Raw genomic sequence first — 12,494 nt, 5'->3', positions numbered from 1 at the left:
TGCGACCCTGATTTAGTTAAATGTGTAATTAAGCTGAACTGACGAAAGATAAGCGGTACCTTCGGCTTCGAACGTTCTTTCTTGCTGAGCACCATTTGTCTCTGTGAACTCACCTTCATCACTTACTACAAGCGCAAATCCGGCATCGACAGTCATGTTTTCGCTCCACGCATAAGTGAAACCAGCGCTGTACCACATACGGTCACTATCCGGGATACTGAGCGTTGCTTCACCAGCTTGTTCGTCATAAGCGTAACCAGCTCTTAATGTCCACTTGCTGTTTAGTTTATAGGTCGCACCTAATGAATATCGATTGTTGTCTTCATATTTTTCTGGTTTATAGAAGCACTGGCCAGCCACACCGTTATCGGTACAATCTGGACTCGTTGCTTTTAGCTCTTTGAAAGTACTCCAATCAGTTTGTTGCCAACCGTAATGAATTGCCCATTGTTCGTTAAGTTGGTGAAATGCAGAAAGCTCTAAGATTGCAGGTAGCTCTATTTGTAAGCGACCATCAACCTTGGGAGATGTTGCCCTACCTGAGTCGTAACTGGTGAATTCACCGTCATCGAAATCAAGATCAACAGAAGAGCGGTAAGCGATACTAAAGCGATTGTTTTCGTTCAGCTCATACATCGCACCAACGTTCCAACCGTAGGCAAAAGTTTCACCAGTCATGCCAATAAGTTTGTCAGATTGATTTCCACCAACCCAATCTGCTAGCTCACCTTTGTGGCGAGTAAGTTCAGCTTCCGCATACACAAGATTTAAACCTGCACCGACGCTAAATGATTCATTAACGCGATATGCAATATTTGGATTTAGATTGACAGATAACAGGGACGTATCACCAGCCATATCACCAGCCGAGATGTCATCAGGGTAATCAGTAGCAACACCATAGTTAGTGAACATACCAATACCCCAAGCCCACTTATCGTTGATCGGGCTGATGTAATACGCGGCTGGTACGACTTGCAATGGGGCAACATCTTTTGAGTGTTCGTTATTGTCCACGTCATACACATTAACCTCTGGATCAACGATAGAAACCGCGCCTGAAAATTGGGCTGTATCAAATAGGGTCATTGCGGCGGGGTTTCTCGCTAGTACACTCGCGTTATCAGCTACAGCACCTTCACCTGAAAATGCGCGACCAAGACCTGAGGCAGAGTGCTCAGCAACTTGGAAACCAGCCGCAAGTGAATTACATGCAAATAGCACAGAAAGTGAAACGAGAGAGCGTTGTATTGTTTTCATCCTTGACCCTCCTAGGGCATCAAATCTCATTCTTATTGTTGAAAACACACTGAGCTGTGTTGGTGCTTAAGCTCTAATGTAAACAGCATGTTAAATTCATGTTTAATATAAAGTCAAAGAATGAGTTATCATTTTGTGAAGTAATATTTTTAAGGGGCGGCACTCTAACACTAATAATATAACTACAATCAATGATTTGTGAGTGGTTGGAGGTGTGACCAGAATGTTTATGTTAGGTGTTGGTATAAATAGTGTTCAACTGCTCAATATGTAACAACTTTGTTTATGTTTACCGTTAATCGCTAAATCGGCATAATATCGATTCATATTGATAGTCATTAAATTGGAATTAAAGTTTGGAATTACTCGCGATAGAGTTTCTTGGAAAACCACTTCGTTTAGAGGGGTCAATGGCAGGGTGGCAACAGTTGTATTGGGACAATACTTTGGTGTCCCAATTAGACGCAACCACAGATCAAGATGACGCTCGAACGCATGCATTTACTCTGCGCGCAGGTGAAGAAACGTTGCAGTGTCACGTTGAGGCGACCGTTCAGTGGCAACCGTTTGAGATGACCTATAAAGCGACCGTGAATGGCCAAACCGTTACCGAAGGCAATCGCAATACTAAAGATATCGAGCAACAAACCCCGGTTGTCGCACCAAAACCAGAGAAGCGTTTTAGCTTAATTGGGTTAGTTTCGCTGGGAATGAAAGCCCTCAAGAGTGCCAAGTTAATCAAGGTGGTACTTGCCTCTGCGAGTTTAGCTGCTTACTCATGGCTATTTTCAATTCAGTTCGCTTTAGCCTTGATCGCTTGCCTTATGTTTCATGAATATGGCCACATCAGAGCAATGAAATACTTTGGAATGAAGACCAAAGGCATCTATTTAATACCGTTCCTTGGTGGCTTGGCGTTATCCGACGAAAAGATCAATACGCGCTGGCAAGATGTGGTTATCTCGATCATGGGACCATTGTTTGGCTTGATATTGTCGTTGATATTTATGGTGTTGTACTGGGCGACTGGCGAAATGTTCTTCGCGGGGCTTGCGGTATTTAACGCGTTATTAAACCTGTTTAATCTATTACCGATTTTGCCTCTCGATGGCGGACATGTACTGAAAAGTATCAGTTTTTCGATGAACAGTGTGCTTGGCATTGTGCTTTGTGTTGCAGCAGCCGTTGCTGGCGTTGTATTGAGTTACCAGTTGAACTTAACCTTGTTTGGTTTCTTATTGATCATGGGCAGTGTGGAAATACTATTCGAATGGAAAGGGCGTCACCACAGTCACTTGCTGCCATTAGACAAATACGGTCAAGTCGTGTCGTTTGTTTGGTATGTGGGTTTAGTGAGCAGTTTGATCGGTGTTATCTGGTATTTTGCATCTACAGGTGATCAGCTATTAAGCCTACCATTGCAAATTCTTGGTACTTAACAAGAATCAAAAACAAAAAAATGCCCTAACCAATATGGATAGGGCATTTTTGTATTCGAAGTTTAGCGTCTAAACAAATGTTAGATTACGCTTTGCAATTTGGTCTTGGTGAACCCGATTGAGGTAACGTTTTTATCGTCGCCTGTAGATCTTTGATACGCGTACTGTGGGAAGGGTGCGTAGACAGCAATTCTGGCGGTTGGCTACCACCTGATGCTTTCGCCATGTTTTGCCACAAGTCGACGCTCTGTTTAGGATCGAACCCAGCCTGAGCCATATATTCTAAACCAACAACATCGGCTTCTGATTCCTGAGTTCGGCCATACGGTAGAATAACCCCGTATTGAACACCTAAACCTAGGGCAGCCATTGTCATTCCTTGGTACTGTTTGTATTCTGATGCGCCTAACGCAACACTGGTAATGGATAAACCAGCATTAGCGATTTGAGACTGAGAGAGACGCTCATTACTGTGGTCAGCGAGTACGTGAGCCACTTCGTGTCCGATAACCGTTGCGAGTTGGTCTTGATTGACCGCTACCTTAAGTAACCCGGTGTATACGCCAATTTTGCCACCCGGCAAAGCAAAGGCATTCACTTGGTCGCTATCAAAAACAACAACTTCCCATTCACTAAAGCCTTGTTTTGGAATATGTTGAGTAATGCTATTTGCAACGCACTGTACATAAGCGTTTGTTTTCGCGTCTTTACTTATTGGCTGTTCTTTCTTCATTTGTTCAAAAGATTGCGCCCCAAGTTGAGACATGTCTTGATCAGAAAAAAGCAGTAATTGGTTTCTTCCTGTCGGGGAAGCGCTACATGCGGTTAGGCCTGCAAGTGTGAGAAGCGAGGCAAACTTCATCCATGACGTCATACAATATCCTCTGTGTATTCGGTTTTTATGCATGTTAACATCAACTTGCGTAATAACTAAGAGCTGTAAGATAAGTATTGTATTTAAAAACATGGTTATCGTTAAGATCACTATTAACGATAATGAAGCTATTCAGTTACTAATAAAGCGATTCACGCACTAATAAAGTCAATAATTAAGGAACCCATATGAGTATTTGGAAAAAGCCCGTTGACCTAGATACCTTCAACGCGACCTCAAAAAACACCTTAATTGAGCATCTCAACATTGTTTACACAGAAGTAAACGACAATTCCTTAGTGGCAACCATGCCAGTTTGTCATTTTACGCACCAACCACTAGGCATGCTTCATGGCGGCGCATCGGTTGTGCTAGCGGAAACGCTTGGCTCATTGGCGGCTAATTTCTGCGTACCAGAAGGCTACTATTGCGTTGGATTAGATATCAACGCGAATCACGTAAGATCAATGCGTGAAGGCCATGTTATCGGTACTGCTGAACCTATTCATCTGGGTGTCTCTACCCAAGTATGGCAAATCAATATCACTGACGAGCGTCAACGCTTAGTTTGTACGAGTCGATTAACGATTGCCGTGAAGAAACATAAGCGATAATAGAGTCGGCAGCAGTTAACTGTGTTCTATTTAGAAAATAGTAATTTGTATTTCAAAGAAGTAGCTAGAGAAACCGATGGTCATAACGTTTAAAAGTGGAAAAGTTATCGCAACCGCACATGAGCTGGTTGTTCGTTTAGATGGTGAACATAGAGTCACGCTGCAAGCGCAAGTTGATGCGATTCAATTAATTGGAAAAGGGGCAAATGTCATTTCGGCGAATGGCTCTGAGTGCAAGTGGTCAATTAAATTAGATAATGAACAACAGCTTCGTGACATCGCCAATGAAATCGGCTGCGATGTGATGTAACCGTATGCTGCAAAAGTACTTAGCCATTCTGTTTGAATAAAATCTTGGGACGTCATACCCAATAATTCGCAATAAAAACACGTCAGTAAGATTGATTTTACGTCTTAAAATAGGGAAACTGAATTCAATGTCCTTTGAATAAGTTTTCCTCTTTATGAGCAGCCCAAGACTTCGCGTTCAATTTGAAACCCTGTTTGAATACTTCGATGGTAAAGATTCTGATGTTCAGCTCGATGACATAACAGATGTACTCTGTTGTACGCGTCGTAATGCAAGAATGGTACTCAACAAACTTGAAGAACAAGGCTGGGTAGAATGGCTACCGGCAGCTGGCCGAGGTAAGTTATCTCAACTTATCTTTAAGCAGAATCGTTGCGATGTCAGTGAAAACTTAGCGAGGCGGTACTTACAGGAAGGTAAAATTGGTCAGGCGCTGTCAGTGCTTGACCACAATGCTGCCAAGCTTACTCAGGTTATTCAAAACTATTTGGGTGTGCAATATCAAGAAGGTGAGCAGGTCATTCGTTTGCCTTATTACCGACCGCTCTCAATGCTTAACCCTACAAAATCGATGCGACGTTCAGAGCAGCATATTGCCTGCCAAGTCTTCAGTGGGTTAACGCGACTGGATGAAAATGATCAGTTACAACCCGATCTTGCTCATTCATGGCAAAAAATCAGTGACTATCAATGGCGATTCTTCTTAAGGCCGGGTGTCCGTTTTCATAACGGGGAGCCTCTATTAACGAACCATGTTGTCGACACGCTTCTTGCGCTCGAACCACTCAATTTGTTCTCGCATATTAAAGATGTCTCTTCACCCGCAAATTGCGTGGTCGATGTCTTCTTAACGCGCCCAGATAAGTATTTCCCACTCGCGCTCACGGAGTCGGTCGCTAAGGTCACTTTACCGATGATTTTACGTGGCGAAGACTACGATATTCGACCAATTGGTACGGGGCCGTATCGCATTGAGAAGAACGATGAGAAGCAACTCGTACTAACGGCTTTCAACGGATACTTTGGTTTCAGGCCGTTGATTGATCGCGTTGAGGTTTGGGTGGTTGATGAAGCGTATTCCTCTATGGTTTACCCAAGCCTTTCGAAACCGGTGATGGCCGACCGTGGTGATAGTGATGAAGTAGAGCTTGATCCCGGTTGTACGTATTTACTGTTGAATAGAAAGAAGGGCATCGCACAAGATCCCGCATGGGCGGAGTTTTTGTCTAACGCATTGAATGCAGCTGATCTGTTTGTTCATATCCCAAAAGAGACCGTCATCGATTTGGGCGTTCTGCACGCCTATGGGATAAAACCTGGTTGGTATGACATAAAGTTAAACACGCCAGTCTGTCCACCAGCAAATGTGAAACCAACCATTAGATTGGCGTACCAATGCCAACACCCGATGTTTCCAACACTTGCCAAAGCGATTGTCACCGTGTTGAAGCAATATAATGTCGATGTTGAGCTTATCGGTTACGAAACCGATCCTCCACACGCCGATAATGTTGATATTTGGATTAATCCTATGGGTATAGCTAACAACAGAGACGATGCATTGGCCGGCTGGTTAATGGACTACAGTTTTCTTGATGAATCTAGCCCAGCTGAAGACTTCGACCAATGGTGTCATATGATTGATCGTTGGCGTTCAGGCGAATTCGAGCAATTCCCAGCACGACAGTTAGGTAAACAACTGGTGCAAAGCAATCAGTTAATTCCGATGTTCCACTGTTGGTTGGGCGTTAACAAAGATCAATGTGGCACGTTGCAGAACGCGAAATGTAATGCATTAGGTTGGTTCGACTTTAGTCAAGTTTGGGTGAAGCCTGACGTTGATTGAAACCCAAGAACACTTATTAGGACCAAACAACTCAATTAGGACAACACGATGCAAACTGTGATAGTTACATTTATTACGCTGGTGGCCTTTGCTGCTAATTCAGTTTTGTGTCGCTGGGCTTTAATGGATCAAACGATTGATCCTTTGAGCTTTTCGATCGTACGCATCTTGTCTGGTGCGCTTACACTTCTGATTTTATTCACTTTATCTTCCCAATCAAAATCTAAGCAAGAGCTAGCAAACAACAGCACATCGGTATATACAAAGCTAAAGTCACAGTTTCAATTCACATCAATATTGTCACTGCTTGTGTATATGTTTGGTTTCTCATTTGCTTACCTAGAGCTTGGCGCAGGTCTTGGTGCTCTGGTGTTGTTTGTCGCAGTACAATTTACGATGATTGCCGCGCACTTGTTCTCTGGAAACAGGATGTCATTACTTGAGTGGGGCGGATGTTTGTTATCGGTGGTAGGGCTTGTTTACTTGTTAATGCCAACTGAATCGACACAGGCACCAGACTTAGTTTCTATCATCTTGATGTCTCTGGCCGGAGTTGGGTGGGGTATTTACACATTGGCAGGGAAGAAATCTTTAAACGCACTGCAATCGACGACCGCTAACTTTGGATTTAGCTCGCTAGTTATCCTTGCAGGTTTAAGCCTTCTAGTTGTAATACCTAATGCAATGCCTCAAGTCTCTATCACTGAGCAAGGTTTGATTTACGCGGTTATATCGGGCTCGGTGGCTTCTGGTGTGGGTTATAGTTTGTGGTATTACGTGGTGAAAAAGCTGAATACAGTGGTCGCATCCATTGCACAGCTTTCTGTGCCGGTTATCGCGACACTCGGTGGCGTCTTGTTACTCTCCGAGCCGGTCACCATGCAATTCATTATATCATCGACCGTTATTTTACTCGGGATAAGCTTGGTTCTTGTCGCACCTAAACTTAAGAAATAAAGAGTTCAATCATTAACTTCTATGGCTAAACCAAACAAGAAACAACCGACCAAAACGGTTCAGATTTTCTGTGCGAAATGCAAAACGCAACTTTTTAAGTATCGGAAAGGTGGCAAAGGTGCACTCGTGAAGTGTTTTAAGGAACGTATTGTTGAAGATTTCACTAAAGAGCCATGTGTGTGCCCTGAATGTGGGATTGAATTCGCGCGAGATACCTTGGTTCGAGGTACGCCAGCCTACAAGTTTGTGGGTGGCAAGGTGACTATGAAGTAGAAAAGAACAAATGCCACGACACAGTTTGTGTGTGGCATTTAAATAACTTATAAGCAAGAAGTTGAGCGGGCTATCCACGAACTACTGAGCTCTAACTCGCCCTTGAAGTTTCAGAAGTAATAGCGAGACAATAGCCCCCGTTGTATCACACAGCATGTCTTTCTGCGCATCCCAAATATCACCTTGTGAGCCAAGGAACGCGATACCTTCATCACCACCTGCAATCTCGGCGTACCACCACTCAATAATCTCATAACCTGCTGCAACACTCATGATCGCAAATAAGGCAAAGAAACATGCCAGTACCGGTTGAGCCAGTTTCTTGCGAATCAAATACTCAGCGAGTGGGTAAGCGTAAAGGCCAATAGAGAAATGCGCGACACGGTCAAAATTGTTACGTTCAGAGCCAATCATGTTGTTAAACCATTCAAACGGCACTTCTGCAAAGGTATATTTCGCGCCTATCGTATGTAGTATCAGCCAGATAAACATCAAAACGTAGGCTGTCTTAGTGAAGGTCAGCTTTGTTGATAACCACCAGATACCCACCAATATCGCTAGAGCCGGAACAATTTCGGCAATCCATACCGCTCTTGAAGAGGGAGCAAACGCTGAAAATAGAAACACAATCAGATAAAGCGTCGTTAATGAAAGCAATGGTCGATTTTGAGCAAGTGGCGTAATTGTCATATCGAGATCTCTCGTCGAAGTTTTTATTAGTGTTACACAATATTGAACAGTGTTCAATTGGGCTGTAATCACCATATTTGTTGAAAACTGGCTTTATCGCCCAGTATCTAGACAAACGGTTGCGAGAGTTTCACAAAAGTTTGATTTACAACAAAGCGATCCTTAAAATCGCTTCATCACTACATAACAAGAAAGAAAAGTCATGAAACTGGAAACTGTCGATTACCTTGCTGACGACGCAGCAGAACAATTTGTTCGCTCTCTACGTGAAACTGGTTTTGGTGTTCTTAAGAACCACCCAATCCCGAAAGAGCTTGTTGAGTCTATTTACGAAAACTGGTACCAATTCTTCATCTCTGAAGAGAAAGAAAACTTCCACTTTAATGTTGAAACACAAGATGGATATTTTCCACCATCAGTGTCTGAAGTTGCTAAGGGCCACACTGTAAAAGACATCAAAGAGTACTTTCACGTATACCCTTGGGGCCAAATTCCTGAGCAGCTAAAAGAACAGATTCTAGATTACTACCAACGTGCGAATGCTTTTGCTCAAGAGCTTCTAGGATGGGTTGAAGCTCATGCTCCTAAAGAAGTACAAGAGAAGTTCTCTATCGCATTGTCTGAAATGATCAACGGCAGTGAGCAGACTCTGCTTCGTGTTCTTCACTACCCACCAATGCAAGGTGACGAAGAGCCAGGCGCTATCCGTGCAGCAGCACACGAAGACATCAACTTACTGACTGTTCTTCCTGCAGCAAACGAGCCGGGCCTTCAAGTTAAAGCTCAAAACGACGAGTGGTTAGATGTTCCATGTGACTTCGGCAACATGATCATCAACATTGGTGACATGCTTCAAGAGGCATCGGGTGGTTACTTTCCATCGACAACTCACCGTGTAATCAATCCATCAGGTGAACGCCAAGAGAAATCTCGTATCTCTTTGCCTCTATTCCTTCACCCGAAACCGGAAGTTGTGCTGTCAGAAAAGTACACAGCAAACGAGTACCTAATGGAGCGCCTAAGAGAACTGGGCGTTATCTAATTAGCGAAATATTTCGTACTAAAATTGGTATAGATATCAAAGGTCAGCTAAATTGCTGACCTTTTTTGTACCTGTACTTCAGGATCATTTCTGCATTGATGGCGGTTGCACTCACTTAATGACTTTCAGTTTCATGATGAAAGGGTGCCTTTGAGCCAAGCGTTTGAAAGTTGTTGGTCCATTAGCTCGACAAATCGCAGAAAATCGCTTTCAATTAAAAGAGATACGCCAATGGTTATGATGTAGGTTGCTCATTGTATCCAATACCCTAGTCATCCATTAATACAGAAAAGCTAACTGAGTCTACTATGTCGAATCATCAAGAGGTGAGAGCAAACTTTCATTGCCATATGGAGAATCCATTGCTTTGGCCGATTATGGAAGTGCTTAAGCAAAAGCCAAGCGGCTGGAAAGTACACACATTGGCGGCTCACCTTAACGACCTTGGGTTTGTACCGGTGCTAGACCCAGCACCTGAGAAAGAGTTGTTTAAAAAGAACTTCCTCATCATGAATGCGCTTTATCAGCTTCAAGAAACCTTACACCCTGATGGTTGGCTACAAGTCCAAGCGATGGACATTGAATTGATGAATGGTCGGTATCACGGAAGCAGTCACAGCATCGATCATCAAGACCCACTGCGAGAATACTACATTAATTGGATTAACTATGAAGCGGACGAGGGCGAAGTCAAAAGGCTGCTGAACGAGTTCTGGACTCGGTACAGAAAGTTTGTCGGTGGTGATGAACTCGATATGGATAGAAGCCGAGCGTTAAATTTGTTTGAGTTACCGTTGGACGCGACTCACCATGAGATTAGAAAGCGCTGGCGACAATTGGCTTTGCGCTGGCATCCAGATCGGGACGAGGGAAATACGGCGAGATTCCAGACGCTCTGTGAAGCATGGAATGTATTACGAAGCTCGTAATCGAAAGGCACTTTTAGCTGCTTAGTTGAGTAGAACCCTAAAACAGAAAGCCCCACATTGTGAGTGATACAAGTGGGGCTTTGTCGTCATTAAGCTATGTTCTGTAACTATATTATGTTTTGTAAATACGTTATGTGTTGCTTTTACATTATGCGCTGTTTCTACACTATGTGTTGCAACTAGATTAAGTGTTGTCACTACTTCATTTAATGGTGCTACGACTGGTCTTTGCTTTCACCACTTTTATGCTCAAATGCATAATCGAGTACTTTACGGATATATGGCGCGCCGACTTTTGAACCGCCGTTACCGTGTTCAATGACCACCGTCGCGACATACTCAGGGTGCTCATAAGGTGCGAAAGCCGTGTAAAGCGCATGGTCGAGTAAATGCTTAGCCAACTTCTTCGAGTTGTAGACCTGATCTTTCGCAAGATCAAATACTTGTGCCGTACCTGATTTTCCGCCGCTGGTGTAGTTAGTTCCCTTAAATGCGCGCCTGCCGCTACCTCGACTACCGTGGTTTACCAGTCTCATTGCATTGATAGGTACATCCCATATTTTGTCAGGGACTTCAGTGATAGACGGCATAGGCTTAGGTGTAACGAGTTGTTGTGTGTCAAAGTCCTCACCATGATCCAAGATTGCTCTCAGGATATGAGGTGGCATCACCTTTCCATGATTGACCAACACTGAAGTCGCTTTGGCAAGTTGCATTGGTGTCGATGTCCAATAACCCTGGCCAATGCCAATTGGAACTGTGTCACCTTGATACCAAGGCGTACGATAACGCATCATCTTCCATTCTCGGGTTGGCATGTTGGCGGTACTCTCTTCATAGATATCGATACCTGTAGGTTCACCAAAACCAAAGCGATTCATCCAGCTTGAAATACGGTCAATGCCCAAGTCAAAAGCGGTTTGATAGAAGAACGAATCCACAGACTCTTCAATGGCCTGAGTAACGTCGACAGGGCCGTGACCCCAGCGTTTCCAGTCTCGCCATGATTTAGAGTTACGCTTGGAACCGGGAATTTGCCATGAGCCGTGGTCATTACGAATAGTATCCTCGGAGATGACATGTTCTTGCAGTCCCGCTACAGCCATAAATGGTTTCACGGTTGACGCCGGAGGATAAACGCCGAGAGTCGTGCGGTTTACCAATGGGTGAGCAGGATCATTCAATAAACGTTGATAGTTCTTGCTAGAAATACCGTCGACAAAGAGGTTCGGGTCGTAGCTGGGGCTTGATGCCATTGCAAGTACACTGTTATCTTTCGGGTCAAGAACGACCGCGCTGCCTGTTCGGTGATCAAGCTGGTCGAATACGTATTTTTGTAGTTCGAGGTCGATATTTAAAACGATATCTTTTCCTGCTACTGGAGCTACATACTCAATGGTGCGGACGACTCGCCCACGGCTGTTTACTTCGACTTCTTGATAACCTTTGGTACCGTGCAAAATGTCTTCGTAATAGCGTTCGACACCAAGCTTACCGATAATGGTCGTCGCTTGATAATTCGCTTCGATGCCTTTTTCTTCTAGCCTCTTAAGATCGCTATCATTGATGTGTGCGACATATCCTAAGACATGGGTAAGTACTTCTCCATTTGGATAAAATCGTTTCAAGCTGGTATCAATCGATAAGCCGGGGAATTGGTACTGGTGCACTGAGAACTTAGCAATTTCCTCTTCGCTTAGGTTCTCTAATATCGTGACCGATTTGAAACGGCGAGTGTTGTGATAACGCTTTTTGAAACGAGCGATCTGCTCAGCCTCTCGCGGGATGTATTTGTCCAACTTGGTAAGCATTGCATCGACATCATCAGTTTGCTCTGGAATCATCGTCAGATTAAAGACAAGTTCATTCTCGGCGAGTAGCACACCGTTGCGGTCATAAATAAGCCCGCGAGTCGGGGGGATAGGTAATACTTTGATTCTGTTGCCATCGGCACGAGTTTGATAGCTTTTAAAATTTTCGACTTGAAGTCGGTAAAGGTTGCCGACTAAGACAAGAGTGAACAGCAAGATCCCACAAAACGCAACGGTTACACGGTTTTTGAACAGATTTACTTCTTTTTTATGGTCACGCATCTTAACGCGTTTATGATTCATTGAAGCCTCAAGGGTTTGTTACATTTAGTTACACCTGTCGAGTCGGAACTTTATATGAATATCGCCATAGTTTTGTAAAAGCTGTGTCATGATTTTTAGGATAAGTACAATATTGGTCGGTTTTATCGCCAAACAAGAAAAGTGAG

The 12,494-nt window shown here is 43.7% G+C and carries 12 protein-coding genes; 8 read left to right on the top strand and 4 right to left on the bottom strand.

Features of this window, described 5'->3' with window-relative positions; all coding sequences use genetic code 11:
• Positions 1-12: 12 nt before the first annotated feature.
• Positions 13-1,260 (bottom strand): porin, encoded by a 1,248-nt coding sequence (locus L3V36_RS13250; RefSeq protein ID WP_102447387.1) that lies wholly within the window; start codon positions 1,258-1,260, stop codon positions 13-15.
• Between the two features lie 356 nt (positions 1,261-1,616).
• Between L3V36_RS13250 and L3V36_RS13245 the strand changes: the two genes are divergently transcribed.
• Positions 1,617-2,699 (top strand): site-2 protease family protein, encoded by a 1,083-nt coding sequence (locus L3V36_RS13245; protein WP_208774841.1) that lies wholly within the window; start codon positions 1,617-1,619, stop codon positions 2,697-2,699.
• Positions 2,700-2,784: 85 nt separating this feature from the next.
• Here L3V36_RS13245 and L3V36_RS13240 read toward each other — a convergent pair whose 3' ends face one another.
• Positions 2,785-3,573: a M48 family metallopeptidase gene (locus L3V36_RS13240; protein WP_208774839.1), complete on the bottom strand. Its 789-nt coding sequence runs from the start codon at positions 3,571-3,573 to the stop codon at positions 2,785-2,787.
• Between the two features lie 188 nt (positions 3,574-3,761).
• Between L3V36_RS13240 and L3V36_RS13235 the strand changes: the two genes are divergently transcribed.
• The 5 genes from L3V36_RS13235 (at position 3,762) to L3V36_RS13215 (ending at position 7,573) form a co-directional block, all read left to right on the top strand.
• The gene (locus L3V36_RS13235) at positions 3,762-4,187 is read left to right on the top strand and encodes a hotdog fold thioesterase (RefSeq protein ID WP_004730936.1); all 426 of its coding nucleotides are present in this window, start codon (positions 3,762-3,764) and stop codon (positions 4,185-4,187) included.
• Between the two features lie 76 nt (positions 4,188-4,263).
• Positions 4,264-4,497, top strand: coding sequence for a DUF3389 domain-containing protein (locus tag L3V36_RS13230; protein WP_004730938.1), 234 nt, complete (start codon positions 4,264-4,266; stop codon positions 4,495-4,497).
• Between the two features lie 154 nt (positions 4,498-4,651).
• On the top strand, positions 4,652-6,343 hold the full coding sequence (locus L3V36_RS13225; RefSeq protein WP_102445891.1) for an SgrR family transcriptional regulator: 1,692 nt from the start codon (positions 4,652-4,654) through the stop codon (positions 6,341-6,343).
• A gap of 48 nt (positions 6,344-6,391) precedes the next feature.
• On the top strand, positions 6,392-7,300 hold the full coding sequence (locus L3V36_RS13220) for a DMT family transporter (RefSeq protein ID WP_208774837.1): 909 nt from the start codon (positions 6,392-6,394) through the stop codon (positions 7,298-7,300).
• Between the two features lie 21 nt (positions 7,301-7,321).
• Positions 7,322-7,573, top strand: a complete 252-nt coding sequence (locus tag L3V36_RS13215; protein WP_017082269.1) for a hypothetical protein — start codon at positions 7,322-7,324, stop codon at positions 7,571-7,573.
• Positions 7,574-7,654: 81 nt separating this feature from the next.
• Here the strand turns inward: L3V36_RS13215 and L3V36_RS13210 are convergent, their stop codons facing one another.
• A complete protein-coding gene (locus L3V36_RS13210; protein ID WP_017092850.1) occupies positions 7,655-8,263 on the bottom strand; it encodes a DUF2238 domain-containing protein in 609 nt (202 codons plus the stop codon).
• Between the two features lie 202 nt (positions 8,264-8,465).
• Here L3V36_RS13210 and L3V36_RS13205 point away from each other — a divergent pair, with 202 nt between their 5' ends.
• Both L3V36_RS13205 and L3V36_RS13200 read left to right on the top strand, forming a co-directional pair.
• The gene (locus L3V36_RS13205) at positions 8,466-9,305 is read left to right on the top strand and encodes a 2OG-Fe(II) oxygenase family protein (protein WP_004730947.1); all 840 of its coding nucleotides are present in this window, start codon (positions 8,466-8,468) and stop codon (positions 9,303-9,305) included.
• A gap of 308 nt (positions 9,306-9,613) precedes the next feature.
• Entirely contained in the window at positions 9,614-10,234 is a 621-nt protein-coding gene (locus tag L3V36_RS13200) for a DNA-J related domain-containing protein (protein WP_017081100.1), read from the top strand.
• A 215-nt stretch (positions 10,235-10,449) separates the two neighbouring features.
• Here L3V36_RS13200 and mrdA read toward each other — a convergent pair whose 3' ends face one another.
• Positions 10,450-12,348 (bottom strand): penicillin-binding protein 2, encoded by a 1,899-nt coding sequence (gene mrdA, locus L3V36_RS13195; protein WP_065607160.1) that lies wholly within the window; start codon positions 12,346-12,348, stop codon positions 10,450-10,452.
• Between the last annotated feature and the right edge of the window lie 146 nt (positions 12,349-12,494).

It is taken from the genome of Vibrio sp. G-C-1 (assembly GCF_021728015.1).
Taxonomy (GTDB): Bacteria; Pseudomonadota; Gammaproteobacteria; order Enterobacterales; family Vibrionaceae; genus Vibrio; species Vibrio splendidus.
The sequence above is the reverse complement of the archived record's forward strand: the minus strand, read 5'-3'. Positions and strand labels throughout refer to the sequence as shown.